Genomic DNA, 24,372 nt, shown 5'->3' on the forward strand with positions numbered 1-24,372 from the left:
AGAGAATGAAAAATGGTGCAAACCTCAGAGTTTCTGCTGTTTGCACCATTGCACAGGTGAAACCCGACGTCTTAGTTCGAGTCTGGACCGTAGATATCGAAGTTGAAGTACTTCTTCTCGATTTCTTTGTACTTGCCATTGGCGCGGATGGCGTCGATGGCCTTGTTGATGCGCTCGCGGTTGGCGTCGTCACCCTTGCGCACGGCAATGCCGATGCCGTCACCGAAATACTTGGCGTCGGTAAAGGACGGGCCGACGAAGGCAAAGCCTTTGCCAGCGTCGGTCTTCAGGAAGCCGTCTTCCAGCAGGGTGGCGTCAGCCACGGTACCATCGAGGCGACCGGCTGCCACGTCCAGGTAGATTTCGTTCTGGGTGCCGTAAGGCACCACGGTGGCACCCTTGGCGCCGAGCACTTCCTTGGCGAAGCGGTCGTGGATCGAACCGCGCTGCACGCCGATCTTCTTGCCCTTGAGTTCATCCAGGCTGTCGCTGACGGTGGTACCTTCCTTCATCACCAGGCGCGCCGGGGTCAGGTAGTAGCGCTTGGTGAAGTCGACCGATTTCTTGCGGTCGTCAGTGATCGACATGGACGACAGGATGGCGTCGATCTTGCGCACCTTCAGCGCCGGGATCAGGCCGTCGAATTCCTGCTCGACCCAGGTGCACTTGGCTTTCATCTCTTCGCACAGCGCGTTGCCGATGTCGTAGTCGAAACCGGCGATGCTGCCATCAGGTTGCTTGAAGGCAAAGGGTGGGTAGGCGGCCTCGATACCGATTTTCAACGGTTTTTCATCGGCCTGCGATACCAGGGAAAACACGGACAGCGCCAGGGCGCCAAGCAGTGCGAGCTTCTTCATCAGGTAACTCCATCGGTACGGGGCAATACAAGGCAGGTAACGGCTGCCCGATATGCGAATGGGTACAACGCGAGCCGCGCAGGGTATCGACCAAGGTCGCAGACCACGAGCGTGTGAGTGGCATTCTAGCGACAGCCCGGTAGTCGATATTTCTTCAAAGCGACAACTACTTACAGAAGCGCCTGAAACCGCTGCGGGCGATGTTGACAGCCAGTGCAAAATATGCAAAAGCGCAAGAAATAGAACCTATAGACCTAGCAATTCCCGGGCCTATTATTGGCAAAGCCTTGTAGTACGGCAAGTGTAGCGTGTTGCGCGGGGAAAAATGCCGGCGAAATGCACCGAAACGAAGCGGAATTGTTTCCTGGCGCCCCGATGCCGTGCGCCAACGGTGACAGAACAGTTACCGATGAATGTCGGGTAACAGTAAAGCAAAAACCCCGCCGGTTGCCCGGGCGGGGTTCTTGCTGCAGGCGCGCGCCCCTGCAGGAGCGGCCTGCGTCGCGATGGGGCGCGAAGCGGCCCCAGGATTTCAGCTTCGCAGCCTCAATTGCCGGGGCCGCTTCGCGCCCCATCGCGACGCAAGGCCGCTCCTACAAGGGATCGCGTACAGGCCCATTATCAGGCCGAAGCCAGGCTCATCGCCTTGTGGGTATCGATCAGGTGCTGCACCACCCCCGGGTCGGCCAGGGTCGAGATGTCACCCAGCGCGCCGTATTCGCCCGTGGCAATCTTGCGCAGGATGCGGCGCATGATCTTGCCCGAACGGGTCTTCGGTAGCCCCGGCGCCCACTGGATCACATCCGGCGAGGCGATCGGGCCGATTTCCTTGCGCACCCAGTTCTTCAGCTCCAGGCGCAACTGCTCGCTGGGCTCAATGCCGGCATTGAGGGTGACATATACATAGATGCCCTGCCCCTTGATGTCATGCGGCACGCCCACCACCGCCGCCTCGGCCACTTTCGAATGCGCCACCATGGCGCTTTCGATCTCGGCAGTGCCCATGCGGTGACCGGACACGTTGAGCACGTCATCCACGCGGCCGGTGATCCAGTAGTAGCCATCTTCATCGCGGCGCGCGCCGTCGCCGGTGAAGTACATGCCACGGAAGGTCTTGAAATAGGTGTCGACGAAGCGGTCGTGGTCGCCATACAGCGAACGCGATTGCCCCGGCCAGGAATCGAGGATCACCAGGTTACCTTCGGCGGCACCTTCGATCAGGTTGCCCAGGTTGTCCACCAGGGCCGGCACCACGCCGAAGAACGGACGGGTGGCCGAACCCGGCTTGAGGCCAGTGGCACCTGGCAGCGGGCTGATCAGGATGCCGCCGGTTTCGGTCTGCCACCAGGTATCGACGATCGGGCAACGTTCCTTGCCCACGGCCTTGTAGTACCAGTTCCAGGCTTCGGGGTTGATCGGCTCGCCCACCGAGCCCAGCAGACGCAGGCTGGAGCCGTCGGCCCCGGCCACCGCGGCCTCGCCTTCGGCCATCATTGCGCGAATGGCAGTTGGTGCGGTGTAGAGGATGTTGACCTTGTGCTTGTCGATGATCTTCGACACGCGGGTGATGTCCGGGTAGTTCGGCACGCCTTCGAACAGCAGCGTGGTGGCGCCGTTGGCCAGCGGGCCGTAGACAATGTAGCTGTGGCCGGTGACCCAGCCGACGTCGGCGGTGCACCAGTACACCTCGCCCGGGCGGTAGTCGAACACGCGCTCATGGGTCAGCGCGGCGTATACCAGGTAACCGCCGGTGGTGTGCAGCACGCCCTTGGGCTTGCCGGTGGAGCCAGAGGTGTAAAGGATGAACAGCGCTTCCTCGGCGCCCATCTCCTTCGGTGCGCAGTGGCTGGAAGCCACTTTCATCAGGTCTTCGTACCAGATGTCGCGGTGCTGGTGCCAGGCAATCTCGCCACCGGTGCGCTTGCACACGATGATCTTCTGCACGCTGTTGGTTTCCGGGTTGGTCAGTGCCAGGTCGACGTTGGCCTTGAGCGGGGTACGGCGGCCGCCGCGCACGCCTTCGTCGGCGGTGATGACCACCTTGGACTTGCAGTCGATGATACGCCCGGCCAGCGCTTCGGGGGAGAAGCCACCGAACACCACCGAGTGGATCGCACCGATACGGGCACAGGCCAGCATGGCGACCACGGCCTCGGGGATCATCGGCATATAGATGGTGACCACGTCACCGCGGTGCACATCCTGGCCACGCAGGGCGTTGGCAAACTTGCAGACCTGCTCGTGCAGTTCGCGGTAGGTGATGTTGCGGTGCTCGGAAGGATCGTCGCCCTCCCAGATGATGGCCAGCTGGTCGCCGCGCTCTTCGAGGTGGCGATCCAGGCAGTTGGAGGAAACGTTCAGAGTGCCGTCGGCGAACCATTTGATATCGACATGGTGGTCGTCGAAGGAGGTCTGCTTGACCTTGGTGAACGGCTTGATCCAGTCGATACGCTGGGCCTGCTCGCGCCAGAAGCCGTCCGGGTTGATCACCGACTGCTGGTACATGGCCTTGTAGGTGGCCTCGTCGGTCAGCGTGGTGGCCGCAACCTCGGGACGAACGGGATACAGTGGAGCCGCACTCATCTGTGTTACCTCGGTGTAATAGTTGTTTTTGTATGGGACCGTTTGTAACTGTACCAGAGCGACAAAAGCCATTCGACGTTGGTAGTAATTTGGTACGCCCGTACAGCACGGACGCTCTAGCATGGGCTTTACAGCCGTGACGAAGCGACAATTGGCGGGTTGCCCAGACGATTGTTACAGATTCTGCCAAAACACTTTATCAAAAGCCCCACTGTTTCAGCCTTGGCGACAACCCTAAAATTCATCTCGCCAGCAACGGCAAGGCGATTAACAACTGGTAACAGCCCCCACGAAGGCAAGCGTTAATCCCCGTCTTATCCCGATAGTTAAACCAGCAATACTCGCGGCGCCAAAAGCGCCGCGCGCCCCCTCACGACCTTAGACAGGTAAATAGAAAATGAAAGCTTTACTGGTATTGGTACTTGGCAGTCTTTGCGGCGCGGCGATGGCCGGCGAAGGCAAAGATGCCGAGCAGATTCCGGTTGAACAGTACAACTACGCGCAGCACCTGGACATTGCCCGCGTCATTTCCATGAGCGAAGTGCCCAATGTATGCGAAGTGGTGCCAGCCCGCATGACCTATGAAGACTCCAAGGGCCAGAAGCACATTCTCGAATACCGCGTGATGGGGAACGGCTGCTCGAACGGCTGATACCTTGTGAATTGGGGGCCCTGCGGGCCCCATTCGCGACACAAGGCCGCTCCTACAGGTACCGCGCAATGTTTGAAGCCTGCGCAGTACTTGTAGGAGCGGCCTTGTGTCGCGAAAGGACTGCGCAGCAGTCCCACCTTTTATAAAGCCTGATTAATCTGCAGACTTGCCAAGCGAGTAATCCCTCAACTTGTTGGCAATGGTCGTATGCGAAACACCCAGTCTTTTACCTAAAGCCCGACTACTCGGGAATTCCCCCATCAAACTTTCCAGCACCGCCTTCTCAAAGCGCCCGACAATCTGCGAAAGATCCCCGTCCAGCGAAAACTCACCCAACGGTTGCCGCGCGCCATAATCCGGCAAGCGAATATGTTCGCTCTTGACCACGCCGCCATCGCATAACGAAACCGCCTGGAACAATACGTTTTCCAGTTGCCTTACATTGCCCGGCCAATGGTACTGGGCAAGTTTGTCCATCGCCGCCGGCGCCAGGCGCGGCATGGCACAACCGATCTGCCGGCTGGCCTGGTCGAGAAAGTGCTGCACCAGCCCTTCCAGGCCGTCCATGCATTCGCGCAACGGCGGAATGTGCAGCGACAACACATTGAGCCGGTGGTACAGGTCCTGGCGGAACTCGCCACGCGCGCACAATTCGGACAAATCCACCTGGGTCGCGCAGATCACCCGCACGTCCAGGTACACCTCTTCATCGCTGCCTACGCGGCGGAAGCAGCCGTCCTGCAGAAAGCGCAGCAACTTCACCTGCAGGCGCGGGCTCATCTCCCCTACCCCATCAAGGAACAGCGTGCCACCGGCGGTCAGCTCCAGCAGCCCCAGCTTACCCTCGGCCCGCGCACCTTCGAAGGCCCCGGGGCCGTAACCGAACAGCTCGGTCTCGGCCATCGACTCGGGCAAGCCGGCGCAGTTCAGCGCCATCAGCGGCGACTGCCCGCGCGGGCTGGCCAGGTGGCAGGCACGCGCCAGCAACTCCTTGCCGGTGCCTGTCTCACCCTCGATCAGCAAGGGCGCATCCAGTGGTGCCATGCGCCGCGCCTCGCGGACCACGGCAGCCATGACCCGCGAACTCTGGAAGATGCTGTCGAAACCGCGCAGCTCCTGCTTGCGCACATTGTAGATACGCTCGCCGATGCGGTCGGCGCGGTGCAGGGTCAGCACTGCACCGGCCAGCGCCTCGCTGTCGTCGTGCTCGGACTGCAGCGGCGCGATATCGGCCAGGAACACATCGCCCTTGACCTTGATACGCAGGCCGTTGATGCGCGATTTGTTGGCGCGCACCAGCTCCGGCAGGTCGAAGTCTTCGACATAGCGCGCCAGCGGCATGCCCGGCACCTCGTCCACCCGCACACCCAGCAACTGGGCTGCCGCGCGGTTGGCGGCGACGATGCTGCCGCCCATGTCGATCGACAGCACCGGGAAGTCCAACGCGCCCAGCAGCGCGTTCAGCTCCATGTGGCGACGTTCGCTGGGCATCAACCCCACGCGCTTGACGCCGAACACCCCGGCGATGGCCTCGAACTTGGGCCGCAGCGCCTGGAACTGCAAATTGATCAGGTTGGGGCAATGCAGGTAGATGGCGTTGCCATGGTCACCGCCCACCTCGCCGCGCAGCACGTTGATTCCGTACTCCACCAGCAGGTTGAGGATGTCGCGCAGGATGCCAATACGGTTCTGGCAATGCACTTTGATACGCATGAGGGCTCTCGAAGCGCCGAGGTTTTTCACTACAGCGCAGAAAAGTCGTAAAGATAAGCTGACAAAAACCGCCTAGGCATCAGCCAGATGCCTCGGATTTTCCGACACCTGCTGGGTTTTGTAAAATATTCGTTACGAAAACGCCGCAAGAAGCCCATCCCGCCTATCTCCTACCCCCGTGCAAAGCAGCCGGCGAAGGGATATTCCTTAGGCATGTCCTGCACATAACAAGAAAAGCCCTCACCAGGAGAGCCACATGAAACAGACGCAATACGTGGCACGCGAGCCCGATGCGCACGGTTTTATCGACTACCCGCAGCAAGAGCATGCGGTATGGAACACCCTGATCACCCGCCAGCTGAAAGTGATCGAAGGCCGCGCCTGCCAGGAATACCTGGACGGCATCGACCAGCTCAAGCTGCCGCATGACCGGATTCCGCAACTGGGCGAGATCAACAAGGTGCTGGGCGCCACCACGGGTTGGCAGGTTGCCCGGGTGCCGGCACTGATCCCCTTCCAGACCTTCTTCGAGCTGCTCGCCAGCAAGCGCTTCCCGGTCGCCACGTTCATCCGCACCCCGGAAGAGCTGGACTACCTGCAAGAGCCCGACATCTTCCACGAGATCTTCGGCCACTGCCCGCTGCTGACCAACCCCTGGTTCGCCGAATTCACCCATACCTACGGCAAGCTCGGCCTGGCCGCGACCAAGGAGCAGCGCGTGTACCTGGCGCGCCTGTACTGGATGACCATCGAGTTCGGCCTCATCGAAACCGCCCAAGGCCGCAAGATCTATGGTGGCGGCATCCTCTCGTCGCCGAAAGAAACCGTCTACAGTCTGTCTGCCGAGCCGGAGCACCAGCCCTTCGACCCGATCGAAGCCATGCGCACCCCGTACCGCATCGACATCCTGCAGCCGCTGTATTTCGTGCTGCCGAACATGAAGTGCCTGTTCGACCTGGCCCACGAAGACATCATGGGCATGGTTCATCAAGCCATGCAGTTGGGCCTGCACGCACCGAAGTTTCCACCCAAGGTCGCCGCCTGAGCGACCTTGCCGATAACAACTCGAACCGGAAAACACCACATGAATGCCTTGAACCAAGCCCATTGCGAAGCCTGCCGCGCCGACGCCCCGAAAGTCACTGACGAGGAGCTGGCCGAGCTGATTCGCGAGATCCCGGACTGGAACATCGAAGTACGCGATGGCCACATGGAACTGGAGCGCGTCTTCCTGTTCAAGAACTTCAAGCACGCCCTGGCGTTCACCAATGCCGTGGGCGAAATCGCCGAAGCCGAAGGCCACCACCCGGGCCTGCTGACCGAGTGGGGCAAGGTCACCGTGACCTGGTGGAGCCACTCGATCAAGGGCCTGCACCGCAACGACTTCATCATGTGCGCGCGCACTGACAAGGTGGCGGAGACGGCTGAAGGCCGCAAGTAACCGCTTGGGAATCGGGGCCGCTTCGCGCCCCTTCGCGGGCACGCCCGCGATGGGGCGCGAAGCGGCCCCAGTTTTTGCAGGGAAAATGTCCGCTGTTCGCCCGCAAAACCGACCGGCGACCGGCAAAAAAACCAAACTGTCATCCAGACTTGTGTATCCTGCCCCAGCTTTGCGAAGCTTCAAACGCGCCTGGCGCAGACTTTTCACTCACACTTGCGAGGAACGACGAGATGCATGAAATCCCGAATCTTCCCTTCCCAAGCCTGAACCCAGAAGAGCCAACCGTAACCGTTCATGCCGAACCGGCAGCTGCCGTCGAGCAGGATGGTGACGATCAATCCAGCGCTGACCAGGACTAACCGCGCATCCCCGACTGTGTGAAAACGGCTGACCTGCGGGCCAACCCCGTCATCACGTTTTCACACCGTCCAGAACCCACGTAGGCCCCCATGCCCGACTCACCGCGCCCCCTTGCGGTCACCCTGCAAGTCGTCTCCATCGTCCTCTTCACCTTCATCGGCTACCTGAACATCGGCATCCCCCTGGCCGTATTGCCCGGCTATGTGCACAACGACCTGGGCTTCGGCGCCGTGGTCGCCGGCCTGGTGATCAGCGTGCAATACCTGGCCACCCTGCTCAGCCGCCCCACGGCCAGCCGCATCATCGACAACCATGGCAGCAAGAAAGCAGTCCTGTATGGCCTGGCCGGGTGTGGCCTCAGCGGGGTGTTCATGCTCGCCTGCGCCTTCCTCACCCACCTGCCCTGGCTGAGCCTGGCCAGCCTGCTGGCCGGCCGCCTGGTGCTGGGCAGCGCCGAAAGCCTGGTGGGTTCGGGGTCGATCGGCTGGGGGATCGGCCGGGTCGGTGCCGAACACACCGCCAAGGTCATCTCCTGGAACGGCATCGCCAGCTACGGCGCGCTGGCCATCGGCGCCCCGCTGGGCGTGCTGATGGTCAAAGGCCTGGGGCTGTGGAGCATGGGTGCGAGCATCATCCTGCTGTGCGCGCTCGGCCTGCTGCTGGCCTGGCCCCGGCAGGCGGCGCCGATCGTCAGCGGCGTGCGCCTGCCGTTCCTGCGGGTGCTGGGCAAGGTGTTCCCACACGGTTCGGGGCTGGCCCTGGGCTCGATCGGCTTCGGCACCATCGCCACCTTCATCACCCTGTACTACGCCAGCCGCGGCTGGGCCAATGCAGCGCTGACCCTGAGCCTGTTCGGTGCCAGCTTCATCAGCGCACGGCTGCTGTTCGGCAACCTGATCAACCGGATTGGCGGGTTCCGCGTGGCGATTGCCTGCCTGTCGGTGGAAACGCTCGGGCTGCTGATGCTGTGGCTGGCGCCGAGTGCCGAACTGGCGCTGGCAGGCGCCGCACTGAGCGGGTTCGGCTTCTCGCTGGTGTTCCCGGCGCTGGGGGTAGAGGCGGTGAACCAGGTGACAGCGGCCAACCGCGGGGCTGCGGTCGGCGCCTATTCGCTGTTCATCGACTTGTCGCTGGGGGTGACCGGGCCGCTGGTGGGCGCGGTGGCGGCGGGGTTCGGCTTTGCTTCGATGTTTCTGTTTGCAGCGGCAGCGGCGGCTTGCGGGTTGCTGTTGAGCCTGTATCTGTACAGGCAGGTGCGGCGTCAGCGGGGTCTCTAACAACAGGGGGTGCTTTGCACCCCTTTCGCGACACCAGGCCGCTCCTACAGGTACCGCGCGCTTGAGCTGAGGCGCAGCTCACGCTTGCTGTAGGAGCGGCCTGGTGTCGCGATGGGCTGCAAAGCAGCCCCCGAGACCCGGAAACCTAGCGCTGGACGTACTGCAACACCACTTCCAGCGGGTGGCGCATCTGCCGCTCGCTCATGCGCTTGACCTGGCTACGGCAGGAATACCCCGTCGCCAGCGGCTCGCCTTCCTTGTCCAGCTTGGTCGCCCAGCTCTGCTCGAAGATGGTCCGCGAGGTTTCCTGGTTACGCGCCTCGTGCCCATAGGTACCGGACATCCCGCAGCAGCCAGTGGCCTCGGTCACCAGCTTAAGCCCCAGGCGGGCGAACACCTGCTCCCACTGGCGGGTGCTGGCCAGCACGTTGGTCTTCTCGGTGCAGTGCGCCATCAGGCGGAAACTGCCCGACGCGCTCGCGGCCTGCTCCGGCAACACGTCCATCAGCCACTCCTGCGGCAACAATACCTTCGGGCAGCCGTCCAGGCCCGGGACTTTCTGGTACTCCTGGCGGTACACCAGGGTCATCGCCGGGTCCAGGCCCACCAGCGGCACGCCGCAGTCAGCCAGGGCCTTGAGCTGGGTGGCATTGCGGATCGCCGCCTTGGCGAACGCACCGAGGAAACCCTGCACATGCAGCGGCTTGCCGTTGGCGCTGTACGGGGCCAGGAACACGCGGTGGCCCAGGCGGTGCGCCAGGTCGATGAAAGCCGACAGCAGTGGCGTTTCGAAGTAGCGGGTGAAGGCGTCCTGCACCAGCACGATGCTGCGTTCACGCTGGGCCGGGGTCAGTTCACGCAGGGCTGGCACACTGGCCACGCCGACACGGCAGCGGGCCAGGGTAGCCTGGAAGTTGAAGCGGCTGAGCAACGGGCTGTCGACCATGCCCACCTTGTCGGCCAGCAGCCGGCTCACCCACTTCGAGCCCATCACCGCGTTGTACAGCCCTGGCGCGTGGGCCAGGTACGGGATGGTGAACTCCAGCGAGCCGATCAGGTAGTCACGCAGCGGGCGCTGGTAGCGGCCGTGGTACAGCTCGAGGAAGCGCGAGCGGAAGTCCGGCACGTTGACCTTGATCGGGCACTGCCCGGCGCACGACTTGCACGCCAGGCAGCCGGCCATGGCGTCGTACACCTCATGGGAGAAATCTGCCTGCCCCTGGCTGCGTGCGCGGTTGTTGCGCAGGCGTGCCGGCAGGCCCTTGAGCCAGGACACTCGATTGCGCGCCGCAGCCAGCACATCGATGTTCGCCTCGCCCTGCAGGCGCAGCCACTCACGCATCAGCGAGGCGCGGCCCTTGGGTGAATGCTGCCGTTCGCGGGTGGCCTTCCACGACGGGCACATGGCATCGTTGGGGTCGTAGTTGTAGCAGGCGCCGTTGCCGTTGCAGTGCACGGCGCTGCCGAAGTCCTGCCACACGCGCTCGTCGATGGTGCGGTCGAGATCGCCGCGCAGGGTCACGCCATCGACCCTGGTCAGGCCCTCGGCGCTGTCCGGCGGGGTGCAGATCTTGCCGGGGTTGAGCTGGTTGTGCGGGTCGAAGGCGCCTTTCAGGCGCTGCAGCGCCGGGTACAGCTCACCGAAGTACTCGGGCACGTACTCCGAACGCAGGCCCTTGCCGTGCTCGCCCCACAGTAGGCCGCCGTAGCGCCTGGTCAGCGCCGCCACGGCATCGGAGATCGGCTTGACCAGCGCGGCCTGGGCCGGGTCCTTCATGTCCAGCGCCGGGCGCACGTGCAGCACACCGGCGTCGACGTGGCCGAACATGCCATAGGCCAGGCCGTAGCCATCGAGCAGCGCGCGGAACTCGGCGATGTAGTCGGCCAGTTGCTCCGGCGGTACTGCGGTGTCCTCGACGAACGGCTGCGGGCGCACTTCGCCCTCGACGTTGCCCAGCAGGCCCACCGAACGTTTACGCATGGTATAGACCCGGGTCACCGCCTCGGCGCCCTCGGCCAGGGTATGGCCCAGGCGCTCGACACTGGTGTCGCTCTGCAGATGCTGGATGAACGCCTGCACCCTGGCGTTGACCTCGGCCGGCTCGTCGCCGCAGAACTCCACCAGGTTGATGCCCAAGGTCGGGCGCTCGGGGTCGGCCGGGAAGTATTCGGCGACGCTATGCCAGACGATGTCCTTCATCGCCAGCATCAGCACCTTGGAGTCGACGGTCTCGATCGACAGCGGCTTGTGTGCCATCAGCGCATTGGCATCGCGCAGGGCATCCATGAAGCTGCTGTAGCGCACATTGACCAGCACGGCGTACTTGGGGATCGGCAGCACATTGAGCTTGGCTTCGACCACGTAGCCCAACGAACCCTCGGCCCCGCACAGTACGCTGTTGAGGTTGAAGCGGCCTTGTTCGTCGCGCAGGTGCGCCAGGTCGTAACCGGTCAGGCAGCGGTTGAGCCTGGGAAACGTGGTGTCGATCAGGTCTGCCTGGGTTTCCTGGATCTCCCGCGCCATGCGGTACACCTCGCCGACCCGGCCGGGCGCGGCACAGGCCTGCTCCAGCGCGGCATCGTCGATCGGCAGGCTGTGCAGGCGCTCGCCACCGAGCAGCACGCTGTGCAGCTCCAGTACGTGGTCGCGGGTCTTGCCATAGGTGCAGCTGCCCTGGCCACTGGCATCGGTATTGATCATGCCGCCGACGGTGGCACGGTTGGAGGTGGACAGCTCGGGGGCGAAGAACAGCCCGTGCGGCTTGAGCGCGGCGTTGAGCTGGTCCTTGACCGTACCCGCCTGCACCCGTACCCAGCGCTCCTCGACGTTGATTTCGAGGATCTTGTTCATGTGCCGTGACAGATCGACCACGATACCGTCGGTCAGCGACTGGCCGTTGGTGCCGGTGCCTCCGCCACGCGGGGTCAGCTTGACCTGGCGGAAGCGCGGCTCGCCCATCAGCGTGGCGACCCGCACCACGTCGTCGGCGTCCAGCGGGAACACCGCTGCCTGCGGCAAGCGCTGGTAGATCGAGTTGTCGGTGGCCAGCACCGTGCGGGTAGCGTAGTCGGCACTGATCTGGCCACGGAAGCCGCTGTTGCGCAGGGCTTCGAGGAATTCTGGGTAGTTGGCGCTCGGGGCGACAGTCGGCAGCTGGGCGATCATCGAAGGATGGCCTCTTGATATAGGCTAATTCACGGGATTCCTGTCGTCCCGGCATGAGTGAAGGCATGCAGGGATGACGTATAGGCCAATGTTCCTGTAGTTTCACTTCCGGGGCAAACGGATAATCCTGCCGCTATCGATGACTTCCATGAATGAATTACCGCCACCTCACCCCGTCGATGTCGCTGCTGCTGGCTTTCGAGGCCGCCGCCCGACATGAAAGCTATACCCGCGCCGCCGCCGAACTGTCGCTGACCCAGAGCGCAGTCAGCCGCCAGGTACAGGCACTGGAACAACAGCTGGGGCTGACCCTGTTCCGCCGCGAGGGGCGCCAGGTGCAACTCACCGATGTCGGGCGCCTGTACCAGCGCGAACTCAGCGAAGCCCTGGGGCGCATCCGCAGTGCCACCCTGCAGGCATTGGCCTATCAGTCGGGGGTCGGCACCTTGCGCCTGGCCACCCTGCCCACCTTCGGCTCGAAGTGGCTGCTACCACGGCTGCACGCGTTCTACAGCGCCCACCCGGGCATGCTGGTGCACATTCATTCACGCATCGAAGCCATCAATTTCGACACCAGCGAGATCGACGCCGCCATCGGCGTGGCCAGCCACGACCTGCCGGGGTTGGTCTGCCATCGCCTGCATGCCGAGCAGCTGGTGGTGATCCTGCCGCCGGAAGCTGGCGCGGATGGCCAGGGCTGGAGCCCGGCCCGGATCAGTGAAGAGGTACTGCTGAACGTGGCCAACAACCCGCATGCCTGGGGCGAGTGGTTCTCGCACCATGGCCTGGCGCACCGGGCGATGCGCCTGGGGCCGAGCTTCGAGCTGACCTCGCACCTGATCCAGGCGGTACGGGCCGGTATCGGCATCGGCCTGGTGCCGCGCATCCTGGTGGAAGAAGAACTGGCCAAGGGCGAGCTGTACAGCCCCGGCGAGGCGTTTGCCAGCCAGCGCAGTTATTACCTGATCTACCCGCCGAGGAACGAAGCGTTGCCATCGTTGCGGGCATTCAGAAGCTGGTTGCTGGAACAGATCTGACCTCTGCTGCTGGCTTGCCGGCGACAGGGCCGCGACAGGCAAGAAAAAACCCGAAGCCAGGTACCTGACTTCGGGTTTCCGATTACTGCATGGCGTCTTATTTGGCCATGCCGGTAGCCGCTACAGCGGTATTCATCCTGCGACGCGGCTTGACCATGTAGATCACGAACATCGCAAACAGCCAGATCGGGATCGCATACACCGACACGCGGATACCCGGGATCATCAGCATGATGCCCAGGATCAGCACCACGAACGCCAGGCACAGGTAGTTGCCATAGGGGTACCACAAGGCCTTGAACAGCGGCTGCTGGCCGGTGCGGTCGAGGTGCTGGCGGAACTTCAGGTGCGAGTAGCTGATCATCGCCCAGTTGATCACCAGGGTGGCCACCACCAGCGACATCAGCAGCTCCAGGGCATTCTGCGGCATCAGGTAGTTGAGCAGCACGGCAACGAAGGTCACCACGGCCGATGCCAGGATCGAACGCACAGGTACGCCACGCTTGTCGACCTTGGCCAGCGATGCCGGGGCGTCGCCCTGTTCGGCCATGCCCAGCAGCATGCGGGCGTTGCAGTAGGTGCCGCTGTTGTATACCGACAATGCCGCAGTCAGGACCACGAAGTTCAGCAGGTGCGCCGCCACGTCACTGCCCAGCAGCGAGAACACCTGAACGAACGGGCTGCTGCCATAGCTGCCACCCGAGGCAGCGATGCTGGCCACCAGGTTGTCCCACGGGGTCAGCGACAGCAGGACCACCAGGGCGCCCACATAGAAGATCAGGATGCGGTAGATGACCTGGTTGATCGCCTTGGGGATCACGGTCTTCGGCTTGTCGGCCTCGGCAGCGGTAAAGCCAAGCATTTCCAGGCCACCGAAGGAGAACATGATGAACGCCAGGGCCATCACCAGCCCGCTGACACCGTTCGGGAAGAAGCCACCATGCGACCACAGGTTGGCCACGGTCGCCTCGGGGCCGCCGCTGCCACTGGTCAGCAGGTAGGCACCCAGGCCGATCATGCTGACGATGGCCACCACCTTGATGATGGCGAACCAGAATTCCGCTTCACCGAAGAACTTCACGTTCATCAGGTTGATGGCGTTGATCAGCACGAAGAACGCCGCCGCCGTGACCCAGGTCGGGATCTCCGGCCACCAGTAGTGGACATATTTGCCGACTGCCGACAGCTCCGACATGCCCACCAGGATGTACAGCACCCAGCAGTTCCAGCCCGACAGGAAGCCGGCGAAACCGCCCCAGTAGGTATGGGCGAAATGGCTGAACGAGCCGGCCACCGGCTCTTCGACGATCATCTCACCAAGCTGGCGCATGATCATGAAGGCGATGAAGCCGCAGATGGCGTAGCCCAGGATCATCGACGGGCCGGCGGATTTCATCACCCCCGCCGAGCCGAGGAACAGCCCGGTACCGATCGCACCACCCAGGGCAATCAGCTGGATGTGGCGGTTCTTCAGGCCCCGCTTGAGCTCGCCTGAATGCATGTTTTGTCCACTCATGAACGAAGTCACCTGCATTGTTTTTATCTGTGACGGAATCGGACCCACCGCGCTCGTGGCGCAGCGGAATGGGCAAGGTGGTTACCTTGGGTTTCCTGAACGCTGCAGCCGCCGGGGCGGGTCAACCAGGGGTGATCAGGAGTGCGCGGTACGCAAAGGAGTCACAGGTAAAACGCGGCGCACTGTATACCCCTGCAAACGCGCAGGCGTCAACGCACTGCATCGTTTCCTTGGGAAAAAACGCAGCGATCCTGTGGTGTAGGCCTTCAAAGGCGGAGTGATCGGCGTACATGGCGCCTCCATTTGTTGTTTTGTCAGCCTGGCTCTGTGGACAGGCTTTTGCACACGGCAATGGCGGCTATAACACCGTGGGGGCGGGGGTTTGGGCAAGGGTGGTCGGAGCCTGGGGGCAGGCTTGGGCACAGTGGCGACGGCAAGCAATGTTTACAAGGCCGTGGAAAATCTGAAATCAGGGCTGAATTCGGCGGTATCTGTATAGATTTTTTTACAAGGCGGTTCGAGAACTTGCCAGTCGTCCGAAAAATTCTTTTTGTTCAATGTCTTGGGGCCGCTTTGCGGCCCATCGCGACGCAAGGCCGCTCCCACAGGTACCGCGTCGATAGGGCATCAGCAGCGGCCTTGTGTGGCGATGGGCTGCGCAGCAGGCCTGAATCCCACAGGCATAAAAAAACCAGCCCGAAGGCTGGTTCTCGTCACCGCTAGGGTCGATCAGCCACGCGGCTTGCCGCGACCACGGCCTGCCGGCTTGTCGGCGTCAGGCTTGCCCGGACGCTTGCGCATCTCGCTCGGGCGCTCGGCAACGGTGCTGCCACGGCTGCTCTTGCGCGGCGCTTCTTCACGCGGCTGGCGCGCCGGGCGTTCTTCGCCAGCACCGCCTTCGTGGGCCGGGCGCAGGCTGCGCACGCGCTCGCCACGGCCCAACGGGCGCGTCGACTTGCGCTGCAGGCGCTCCAGCTTGTCCTTGGCCTTGAGCTTCATGGCCGGCAGCGCTACCGGCTGCAGGCCCACTTCAGCGGCGAGGATGTCGATTTCACCCTGGGTCATTTCACGCCAACGGCCCATCGGCAGGTCGGAATTGAGGAACACCGGGCCGAAACGCACGCGCTTCAGGCGGCTGACCACCATGCCCTGGGACTCCCACAAGCGACGCACCTCGCGGTTACGGCCTTCCATCACCACGCAGTGGTACCAGTGGTTGAAGCCTTCGCCACCCGGCGCCTTCTGGATGTCGGTGAACTTGGCCGGGCCGTCTTCCAGCATCACGCCAGCTTTCAGGCGCTCGATCATCTCGTCATCGACTTCGCCGCGCACACGCACCGCGTACTCACGGTCCATCTCGTAGGATGGGTGCATCAGGCGGTTGGCCAGCTCACCATCGGTGGTGAACAGCAGCAGCCCGGTGGTATTGATGTCGAGGCGGCCGATGTTGATCCAGCGGCCTTCTTTCGGCCGTGGCAGGCGATCGAATACGGTCGGGCGGCCTTCTGGGTCGTCACGGGTGCAGATCTCGCCATCGGGCTTGTTGTACATGATCACCCGGCGGGTGGCCTCGGCGGCCTCTTCGCGCTTGATCAGCTTGCCATCCACGGCGATGGCATCGTGCAGGTCGACGCGCTGGCCAAGGGTGGCCGCGACGCCATTGACCTTGATACGGCCCTGGCTGATCCAGGCCTCGACGTCACGCCGCGAGCCAACGCCGATACGCGCCAGCACTTTCTGCAGCTTTTCGCCGGACGGAGGGGTGGGTTGGCTATCTTGCAGGTCTTGCTCACTCATCTGGGCACCTCCCGGTGTAGGAATGAAATATGGGTTCTGGCGACGAACGCGCCAAAAGGCCGCGCATCATACGCGGTTCGGCGGCGGAACGCACTGGAGGGTAGAGGGTTTTGTGGGCTTTGCCAGGGGTTTCTGCCCAATGGTGATGCGTTGCCTGTACCGGCCCTTTCGCGGCGGTTCGGCGCGAAAGGGCCGGTACAGGCAACAAAGAAATCAGGGTAGTGACTTGCCCTCTTCCTCCACCGAGGCCTCAGTCTCTTCCTCGCGCAAATCATCGAAATCGGTCTTCAGCCCTTCTTCCATCGCATCGAGTTCCACCAGCAGGCTTCGGAAGCTGGTCTCCTCCTTCGGCTCGGCAACCTCTTCCTCTTCCCCAAGGCTGGCATCGGCCAGCGCCTGCAGGTGCGCCGGCACCGGTGCGTCATCCGCGTCGAGCAGCGGCTCGGGCTGCATTTCCCGAAGCTCGGCCAGGGCCGGCAGCTCGTCTATGCTCTTCAGGTTGAAATGATCGAGAAAGCCCTTGGTGGTGGCAAACATCGCCGGCCGCCCGGGCACTTCGCGGTAGCCGACCACGCGGATCCACTCGCGCTCCATCAAGGTCTTGATGATATTGCTGTTCACCGCCACGCCACGCACATCCTCGATCTCGCCACGGGTGATCGGCTGGCGATAGGCGATCAAGGCCAAGGTTTCCAGCAGCGCCCGCGAATAACGCTGCGGGCGCTCTTCCCACAGGCGCCCGACCCAGGGGGCAAAGTCTTCGCGAATCTGCAGGCGGTAGCCGCTGGCCACCTCCTTGAGCTCGAAGGCACGGCCAGCGCACGACGTGCCCAGCAGTTCCAGGGCCTGCTTGAAGACCTTGGGTTCCGGCCGCTCGGCCTCTTCGAACAGCTCGTACAGGCGCTCCAGCGATTGCGGCTTGCCCGAAGCCAGCAGGAAGGCCTCGATCAGCGACGCCAGGTCACGGGGTTCATTCAGGTTCATCAGGTTCTTCTACAAGCGCCGGGCGAAGCCGCACATGGATGGCGGCGAAGGGTTCATTCTGCACCAGTTCGATCAGCGATTCCTTCACCAACTCAAGGATTGCCATGAAAGTCACCACCACGCCCAGCTTGCCCTCCTCGGCGGCAAACAGCTCGACGAACGGCACGAAGCCGCCGCCTTTCAGGCGCTCCAGCACCTGGCTCATGCGCTCGCGGGTGGACAGGGTCTCGCGGGTGATCTGGTGGCTTTCGAACAGGTCGTTGCGGCGCATCACCTCGGCCATGGATACCAGCAGCTCTTCCAGGCTGACCTGGGGCAACAGCTTGCGCACCTTGGCCTGCGGCGCCTCCAGGCGTGGTACCACGACCTCGCGGCCAACCCGAGGCATTGCGTCGATGCCTTCGGCGGCCGCCTTGAAACGCTCGTACTCCTGCAGGCGGCGGATCAGTTCGGCGCGCGGGTCGCCTTCCTCTTCCTCGACATCGGCCGAACGTGGCAGCAGCATGCGCGACTTGATCTCGGCGAGCATGGCCGCCATCACCAGGTATTCGGCAGCCAGTTCCAGGCGCACGCTCTTCATCAGTTCGACATAGCCCATGTACTGGCGGGTGATTTCCGCCACCGGGATGTCGAGAATGTCGATGTTCTGCTTGCGGATCAGGTACAGCAGCAGGTCCAGCGGGCCTTCGAAGGCTTCGAGGATGACTTCCAGCGCGTCCGGCGGAATGTACAGGTCCAGCGGCAGTTCGGTCAGGGCTTCGCCATAGACCAGCGCCAGCTGCAGCTGGCGCGGCGCCTCGGCCTGCTCGGACAGTGCCTCGGGTGTTTCTACCTGGCTCACGCGTTGACCAGGAACGGCGTGGGGTCGCCGCAGCCTTCACGGATCAGCTCCGGCTCGTCGCCGGACAGGTCGATGATGGTCGATGCCTTGAGGTCGCCGAAACCACCGTCGATCACCAGGTCGACATGGTGCTCCAGGCGCTCGCGGATCTCGTAGGGGTCGGTCATCGGCTCGTCGTCCCCAGGCAAGATCAGGCTCACGCTCATCAGCGGCTCGCCCAGCTCGGCGAGCAAGGCCAGGGTGATGGCATGGTCAGGCACGCGCAGGCCGATGGTACGGCGCTTTTCGTGCAACAGCAGGCGTGGCACTTCGCGGGTGCCATTGAGGATGAAGGTGTAAGGCCCCGGCACATGCGCCTTGAGCAGGCGGAAGGTGCCGGTGTCGACCTTGGCATACAGCCCCAGCTGCGACATGTCACAGCACATCAGGGTGAAATTGTGGGTCTTGTCCAGGCCGCGCAGGCGCCGCACCCGCTCGATCGCCGCCTTGTCGCCAATCTGGCAACCCAGGGCGTAGGCCGAGTCGGTCGGATACACCACCACGCCGCCCTTGCGGATGATTTCCACCGCCTGGCGGATCAGCCGCGTCTGCGGATTCTCCGGATGAATCTGGAAAAATTGGCTCACGTAGTCGTCCTGTTCATACCGCCAAAGGCTGTTCATCGCTGAATCGGCGCCACAAAGGTGGCAGGTCCTCGGGCAAAGGCCGGTAGGCACCGATCTCGCCCCAGGTGCCGGGGCCGTGGAAGTCACTGCCAGCGCTTGCCAGCAGGCCGAACTCACGGGTGAGGATGGACAGGGTGCCCACCTGCTCGGCCGGCATCATCCCGTTGACCACTTCAATTGCCTGCCCGCCTGCCTGAATATAGTCGGCAATCAGCCTTCTGCGCTTGCTGCGGGTCAGTTCGTAGTGCATGGGGTGCGCCAGGCTCACCCAAGCGTTGGACTGGCGCAGGGTGGCGACGGTTTCATCGAGGCTTGGCCAGTGCTGTTTGACATCGCCCAGCTTGCCGGCGCCCAGCCACTTGCGAAACGCCTCGCCGCGGTCCTTGACGTGCCCGGCACGCACCAGGTATTCGGCGAAATGTGGCCGCGCCGGGGCGTTGCCGCTGTCGCCCAGTTCGTGCTGCACGGCACGGGCGCCTTCGAGGGCACCGGGCATGCCCTTGGCCGCCAGCCGTTTGTCGATTTCTTCCGCGCGCAGCCAGCGGCCCCGGTGCAACGCTTCGATGGCCGCCAGCAAGGGCGGCGCGTCGAGCGGGAAATCGTAACCGAGCACATGGATGGTTGCGCCGCCCCAGGTGCACGACAGCTCCACCCCGCTGACCCAGTGCATGCCCTTGTCGTGGCAGGCCTGGCGCGCTTCGGGCAGGCCTTCGATAGTGTCATGGTCAGTCAGGGCCAGCGTTCGCACCCCGTGCTCATGGGCCCGGGCGACCAGTGCCGAGGGCGACAGGGCGCCGTCGGAGGCCGTGCTGTGACAGTGCAGATCAACATTCATGGAGGAGCGCTTTCGCTGGAATCGATGTTTGTTATTATGCCGTCACATCCCGATTCTGGCTGCCATTGTGAAACAATTCATCGATTTCATTCCGCTGTTGCTGTTCTTCATCGTCTACAAACTCGACCCGCGCCCCCTGGAAGTCGCCGGCCACAGCTTCGAATTCGGCGGAATCTACAGCGCCACGGCCATGCTCATCATCAGCTCGCTGGTGGTCTATGGCGCCCTGTTCCTGCGCCAGCGCAAGCTGGAGAAGGGCCAGTGGCTGACCTTGGTGGCGTGCCTGGTGTTCGGCGGCCTGACCCTGACCTTCCACAGCGAAACCTTCCTCAAATGGAAAGCCCCGGTGGTCAACTGGCTGTTCGCCCTGGGCTTCGCCGGCAGCCACTTCATCGGTGACCGGGTGCTGATCAAGCGCATCATGGGCCATGCCCTGAGCCTGCCCGACACCATCTGGACCCGCCTGAACCTGGCCTGGATCGGTTTCTTCCTGTTCTGCGGCGCGGCCAACCTGTTCGTCGCCTTCACCTTCCAGGACTTCTGGGTCGACTTCAAGGTGTTCGGCAGCCTGGGCATGACCGTGCTATTCCTGGTGGCGCAGGGCGTGTACCTGTCGCGCCACCTGCACGACGACCCTTCTACCTCCAAACCCAAGGATTGACATGCTCTACGCCATCATCGCCAGCGACGTCGCAAACTCCCTGGAAAAGCGCCTGGCCGCACGCCCGGCACACATCGAACGCCTGCAGCAACTGAAGGCCGAAGGCCGCGTGGTGCTGGCCGGCCCGCACCCGGCCATCGACAGCAACGACCCGGGTGCGGCAGGCTTCAGCGGCAGCCTGATCGTTGCCGAGTTCGAATCGCTGGCTGCGGCACAGAGCTGGGCCGATGCCGATCCGTACATTGCGGCCGGCGTGTACGACAAGGTCGTGGTCAAACCGTTCAAGCAAGTACTGCCCTGATCTGAGACCGCGTCAGCTTCTTCGCGGGCTTGCCCGCTGCCACAGGTAACCCACAAACCTCAGGATTTGTGGTGTCCCTGTGGGAGCGGGCAAGCCCGCGAAGAAGGCCACGCGGTACTGGCAGTTATACGATTGCCATCAGTCTGCGGTATCTTTGCCACTGGCGGGCCGATTTAGCCGCCGTCAATGGTTGAATTGAGTGAGTCATGAGCGAGCTGTTACTGATTGATGATGACCAGGAGCTGTGCGAGCTGCTCGGCAGCTGGCTAACCCAGGAAGGGTTTACCGTGCGCGCCTGCCACGATGGCAAGAGCGCCCGCCAGGCCTTGGCCACGCATGCCCCGGCGGCCGTGGTGCTGGACGTGATGCTGCCCGACGGCAGTGGCCTGGAACTGCTCAAGCAGTTGCGCAGCGAGCATGCCGAACTGCCGGTGTTGATGCTCTCGGCCCGTGGCGAGCCGCTGGACCGTATCCTTGGCCTGGAACTGGGCGCCGACGACTACCTTGCCAAGCCCTGTGACCCACGTGAACTCACCGCCCGCCTGCGCGCCGTGCTGCGCCGCAGCCATCCCGCCGCCGCCAGCAGCCAGGTGGAACTGGGCGATCTGGTCTACAGCCCTGCCCGTGGCGTGGCCAGCATCGATGGCCGCGAAATGACCCTGACCCTGTCCGAGAGCCGCATTCTCGAAGCCCTGCTGCGCCAACCCGGCGAGCCGCTGGACAAGCAGGAACTGGCGCAGATCGGCCTGGGCCGCAAGCTGACCCTGTATGACCGCAGCCTGGACATGCACGTCAGCAACCTGCGCAAGAAGATCGGCCCGCACGCCGATGGCCGGCCACGCATCGTTGCCCTGCGCAGTCGCGGCTACTACTACTGCCTCTGAGCATCTTTACCGAGCCTTTACCCTGCGCTGACGGCGCTTGACGGTGATCTCCCTAGACTGTGCTCATCCGGTAACCACCGGCCTATGAAAGGAGAGACACCATGCGCAAGACCCTTATCGCCCTGATGTTCGCCGCTGCCCTGCCGACCGTGGCCATGGCCATGCCTGAAGACGGCCCGCGCCACGACGGCCCGCATCATCGCGGTGATGCGCCGTTCCACCAGCTGGACCTGAGCCGCGACCAGCGCCAGCAGGTCGGCAAGCTGATGCGCGAACAGATGAAGCAGCGCCACGACATCACCGAGCGCTATCTGTCCAAGCTGCCAAGCGCCGAGCAGAAGGCCATGCACGATGAGCTGCAGGCCAACCGCGACAAGACCGACAGCGCGATCCGCGCCCTGCTCAAGCCGGAACAGCAGAAGAAATTCGACGAGCTGCAGAAGGAACGCAGCGCACAGCAAGCCGAGTGGCAGGAGTTCCAGGCCTGGAAAGCTGAAAAAGGCAACAAGGCCCAGTAAGCTGTCCAGCCGATGCCCGGCCCGCCCTAGGCTCTGTGTGAAAAGCCTTGATACTCGGTGATGCTGCGTTGAAAACAGCCTCGGAATGCTCATTTACAACCCGTAAACTCCGCTTCCTCGGCTGTTTTCGCCTTGCCTGACCTTCGTCTCAAGACTTTTCACACAGAACCTAGCGCGGGCCGGGCTTTTCCCGTTTAGGAGGTGCACTTGCGTTCACTGTTCTGGCGCATCCTGGCCAGTTTCTGGCTGGCCATCGCCCTGGTCGCGGGCCTGTCGATCCTGCTGGGCCACATGCTCAACCAGGACGCCTGGATACTCAGCCGCCACCCCGGCCTGAATACCCTGGCCAGCAAGTGGGCCAGGCACTACGAGCAGGAAGGCCTGGCCTCGGCGCAACACTTTCTGGAACGGCGCAAAGAGCGCTTCAAGATCGACGTGCAAGTGCTCGACGAGAGTGGCGAAGCCGTGGTGCCCGGTACCTTCCCGCGCCGTGCGGCGGCGCTGGAGGCGCGCCAGCACAATGACCAGCGGCGCCTGCCGTGGCGACGGCTGACCGAGGAATACACCAGCCCCGATAGCGGCCAGACCTACCTGCTGATCTACCGTATCCCGCACCCGGCGCTGGATGCCTGGCACCGCGAGAGCCTGTTGTGGCCGCTCAGTGCGCTGGGCATTGCGCTGGTGGTGCTGACCCTGTTCAGCCTGCTGGTGACCCTGTCCATCACCCGCCCGCTCAGCCGCTTGCGCAGTGCCGTGCACGACCTCGGCCAGACCAGCTACCAGCAGAACAGCCTGGCGCAGCTGGCAGCGCGACGCGACGAGTTCGGCGTGCTGGCCAAGGATTTCAACAAGATGGGCGCGCGCCTGCAAAGCACCATCGGCAGCCAGCGCCAGTTGCTGCGCGATGTGTCCCATGAATTGCGCTCACCACTGGCCAGGCTGCGCATCGCCCTGGCCCTGGCCGAGCGCGCCGAGCCTGCGCAGCGGCAGGCACTGTGGCCACGGCTGACCCGCGAATGCGACCGGCTGGAGGACCTGATCAGCGAAATCCTCGCCCTGGCGCGCGTCGATGCCGAACAGGCGCATGCCGAGCCGGTCGACCTCAATGCCCTGCTCGGCAGCGTGCGCAAGGACGCCCTGCTCAGCGCCCCGGAGCAGGACGTGCGCCTGGAGGCGCAGCCGGGGTTGACCCTGCTGGGCTGGCCAACCCTGATCGAACGCGCCGTGGACAACCTGCTGCGCAACGCCCTGCGCTTCAACCCGGTGGGCCAGCCGATCGAGGTCAGTGCCGTGCGCGAGCAGGACCGTATCGTGGTGAGCGTGCGCGACCATGGGCCCGGGGCGGCGGCCGAGCATCTGCAACAGTTGGGCGAGCCGTTCTTCCGTGCACCGGGGCAGCAAGCGCCGGGGCATGGGCTGGGGTTGGCGATTGCACGCAAGGCGGCGGAGCGTCATGGCGGTAGCCTGGTGCTCGACAATCATCCACAGGGAGGCTTTGTGGCCAGGCTGGAGTTGCCTGTAGCTGAAGTGACGGGTAGTTGATTGATGTAAATGCTGCAGGCCTCTTCGCGGGCTCGCCCGCTCCCACAGGTACTACACAGGCCTTGAAGGCAGTGTTGTACCTGTGGGAGCGGGCGAGCCCGCGAAAGGGCCAGTTGCCTTGATACTGCAATCAGCCCAAGGCTGCGTTACTCGCCCCAGGCGCTGACGAAATCTGCGGTATCCAGAACCGGCGCCGTACGCGGCTCGGTCAGGGGCGTACCGACATACAGGTAGCCAATCAGCTCCTCGTTCGCGGCCAGCCCCAGGCCCTGGTGCACATGGGCATCGTAGGCCATGTCACCGGTCCGCCATACCGCGCCGATCCCTTGCGCATGCGCCGCAATCAGGATGCCATGCGCCGCACAGCCCACCGCAAGGCGCTGCTCGGAACCAGGCACCTTGAAGTGATCCTGCACGCGGGCAATCACCACGATCAGCAACGGCGCCCGCAACGGCATGGCACGCGCCTTGTCCAGTGCAGCCTGGCTGGCATCCCCCTTGCTCTGCAGCGCTTCGGCGAACAGCTCGCCCAGTTTCTCGCGGCCCTGGCCTTCGATGGTCAGGAACCGCCAAGGCCGCAGCTGGCCGTGATCCGGGGCACGCAGGGCGGCCTGGAACAGCGCCTCGCGCTGGGCGGCATTGGGCGCCGGGTCGGTCAGGCGTGGCACGGAAACACGGTTGAGCAATGCGTCGAGAGCCTCCATCGGCTACCCTCCTGGCAGGTGAATGTGGCGCCATTCTA

At 63.5% G+C, this 24,372-nt stretch carries 21 protein-coding genes; 10 read left to right on the forward strand and 11 right to left on the reverse strand.

What is annotated here, in order from left to right:
- Positions 1–71 precede the first annotated feature (71 nt).
- The gene (locus HU763_RS17385; protein WP_186688625.1) at positions 72–857 is read right to left on the reverse strand and encodes an ABC transporter substrate-binding protein; all 786 of its coding nucleotides are present in this window, start codon (positions 855–857) and stop codon (positions 72–74) included.
- A 621-nt stretch (positions 858–1,478) separates the two neighbouring features.
- Positions 1,479–3,440 carry an acetate--CoA ligase gene (gene acs / locus HU763_RS17390; protein ID WP_170031230.1) on the reverse strand — a complete coding sequence of 654 codons (1,962 nt, stop codon included), beginning with the start codon at positions 3,438–3,440 and terminating at the stop codon, positions 1,479–1,481.
- A gap of 397 nt (positions 3,441–3,837) precedes the next feature.
- On the opposite strand from acs, the gene HU763_RS17395 reads away from it, so the two are divergent.
- The gene (locus HU763_RS17395; RefSeq protein WP_170031232.1) at positions 3,838–4,092 is read left to right on the forward strand and encodes a DUF2790 domain-containing protein; all 255 of its coding nucleotides are present in this window, start codon (positions 3,838–3,840) and stop codon (positions 4,090–4,092) included.
- A gap of 153 nt (positions 4,093–4,245) precedes the next feature.
- Here HU763_RS17395 and HU763_RS17400 read toward each other — a convergent pair whose 3' ends face one another.
- A complete protein-coding gene (locus HU763_RS17400) occupies positions 4,246–5,805 on the reverse strand; it encodes a sigma-54-dependent transcriptional regulator (RefSeq protein WP_170031234.1) in 1,560 nt (519 codons plus the stop codon).
- Between the two features lie 256 nt (positions 5,806–6,061).
- Between HU763_RS17400 and phhA the strand changes: the two genes are divergently transcribed.
- The 3 genes from phhA (at position 6,062) to HU763_RS17415 (ending at position 8,883) form a co-directional block, all read left to right on the forward strand.
- Positions 6,062–6,850: a phenylalanine 4-monooxygenase gene (gene phhA, locus HU763_RS17405; protein WP_186688623.1), complete on the forward strand. Its 789-nt coding sequence runs from the start codon at positions 6,062–6,064 to the stop codon at positions 6,848–6,850.
- Between the two features lie 39 nt (positions 6,851–6,889).
- Entirely contained in the window at positions 6,890–7,246 is a 357-nt protein-coding gene (locus tag HU763_RS17410) for a 4a-hydroxytetrahydrobiopterin dehydratase (protein WP_003254532.1), read from the forward strand.
- Between the two features lie 449 nt (positions 7,247–7,695).
- Positions 7,696–8,883 (forward strand): MFS transporter, encoded by a 1,188-nt coding sequence (locus HU763_RS17415; RefSeq protein ID WP_186688621.1) that lies wholly within the window; start codon positions 7,696–7,698, stop codon positions 8,881–8,883.
- Between the two features lie 145 nt (positions 8,884–9,028).
- On the opposite strand, the gene ydiJ is transcribed toward HU763_RS17415, so the two are convergent.
- Positions 9,029–12,049 (reverse strand): D-2-hydroxyglutarate dehydrogenase YdiJ, encoded by a 3,021-nt coding sequence (gene ydiJ / locus HU763_RS17420; protein WP_186688619.1) that lies wholly within the window; start codon positions 12,047–12,049, stop codon positions 9,029–9,031.
- Between the two features lie 152 nt (positions 12,050–12,201).
- On the opposite strand from ydiJ, the gene HU763_RS17425 reads away from it, so the two are divergent.
- Entirely contained in the window at positions 12,202–13,086 is an 885-nt protein-coding gene (locus tag HU763_RS17425; RefSeq protein WP_170031242.1) for a LysR substrate-binding domain-containing protein, read from the forward strand.
- A 97-nt stretch (positions 13,087–13,183) separates the two neighbouring features.
- Here the strand turns inward: HU763_RS17425 and HU763_RS17430 are convergent, their stop codons facing one another.
- The 6 genes from HU763_RS17430 to HU763_RS17455 form a co-directional block, all read right to left on the reverse strand.
- On the reverse strand, positions 13,184–14,602 hold the full coding sequence (locus HU763_RS17430) for an amino acid permease (RefSeq protein ID WP_186688616.1): 1,419 nt from the start codon (positions 14,600–14,602) through the stop codon (positions 13,184–13,186).
- Positions 14,603–15,331: 729 nt separating this feature from the next.
- Complete coding sequence (rluB, locus tag HU763_RS17435) at positions 15,332–16,399, reverse strand: 23S rRNA pseudouridine(2605) synthase RluB (protein ID WP_186688613.1); 1,068 nt, start codon at positions 16,397–16,399, stop codon at positions 15,332–15,334.
- A gap of 213 nt (positions 16,400–16,612) precedes the next feature.
- Positions 16,613–17,383: an SMC-Scp complex subunit ScpB gene (gene scpB / locus HU763_RS17440; protein WP_186688610.1), complete on the reverse strand. Its 771-nt coding sequence runs from the start codon at positions 17,381–17,383 to the stop codon at positions 16,613–16,615.
- Positions 17,370–18,095: a segregation and condensation protein A gene (locus HU763_RS17445; RefSeq protein WP_170034247.1), complete on the reverse strand. Its 726-nt coding sequence runs from the start codon at positions 18,093–18,095 to the stop codon at positions 17,370–17,372. The genes scpB and HU763_RS17445 overlap by 14 nt, the downstream gene beginning before the upstream one ends.
- A 125-nt stretch (positions 18,096–18,220) precedes the next feature.
- Entirely contained in the window at positions 18,221–18,850 is a 630-nt protein-coding gene (locus HU763_RS17450) for an L-threonylcarbamoyladenylate synthase (protein ID WP_217884014.1), read from the reverse strand.
- A 13-nt stretch (positions 18,851–18,863) separates the two neighbouring features.
- On the reverse strand, positions 18,864–19,724 hold the full coding sequence (locus HU763_RS17455; protein WP_186688587.1) for a PHP domain-containing protein: 861 nt from the start codon (positions 19,722–19,724) through the stop codon (positions 18,864–18,866).
- 67 nt (positions 19,725–19,791) lie between these two features.
- On the opposite strand from HU763_RS17455, the gene HU763_RS17460 reads away from it, so the two are divergent.
- The 5 genes from HU763_RS17460 (at position 19,792) to HU763_RS17480 (ending at position 23,630) form a co-directional block, all read left to right on the forward strand.
- Positions 19,792–20,385 (forward strand): septation protein A, encoded by a 594-nt coding sequence (locus HU763_RS17460; protein ID WP_186688585.1) that lies wholly within the window; start codon positions 19,792–19,794, stop codon positions 20,383–20,385.
- Position 20,386: 1 nt separating this feature from the next.
- Positions 20,387–20,686, forward strand: coding sequence for a YciI family protein (locus HU763_RS17465; RefSeq protein ID WP_186688583.1), 300 nt, complete (start codon positions 20,387–20,389; stop codon positions 20,684–20,686).
- Positions 20,687–20,892: 206 nt separating this feature from the next.
- Entirely contained in the window at positions 20,893–21,570 is a 678-nt protein-coding gene (locus HU763_RS17470; protein ID WP_186676333.1) for a response regulator transcription factor, read from the forward strand.
- A 101-nt stretch (positions 21,571–21,671) separates the two neighbouring features.
- On the forward strand, positions 21,672–22,088 hold the full coding sequence (locus tag HU763_RS17475; protein ID WP_186688581.1) for a Spy/CpxP family protein refolding chaperone: 417 nt from the start codon (positions 21,672–21,674) through the stop codon (positions 22,086–22,088).
- A 201-nt stretch (positions 22,089–22,289) separates the two neighbouring features.
- Entirely contained in the window at positions 22,290–23,630 is a 1,341-nt protein-coding gene (locus HU763_RS17480; protein WP_186688579.1) for a sensor histidine kinase, read from the forward strand.
- Positions 23,631–23,776: 146 nt separating this feature from the next.
- Here HU763_RS17480 and HU763_RS17485 read toward each other — a convergent pair whose 3' ends face one another.
- On the reverse strand, positions 23,777–24,334 hold the full coding sequence (locus HU763_RS17485) for a nitroreductase family protein (protein ID WP_186688577.1): 558 nt from the start codon (positions 24,332–24,334) through the stop codon (positions 23,777–23,779).
- Between the last annotated feature and the right edge of the window lie 38 nt (positions 24,335–24,372).

This window comes from Pseudomonas anuradhapurensis (genome assembly GCF_014269225.2).
Classification (GTDB): domain Bacteria; phylum Pseudomonadota; class Gammaproteobacteria; order Pseudomonadales; family Pseudomonadaceae; genus Aquipseudomonas; species Aquipseudomonas anuradhapurensis.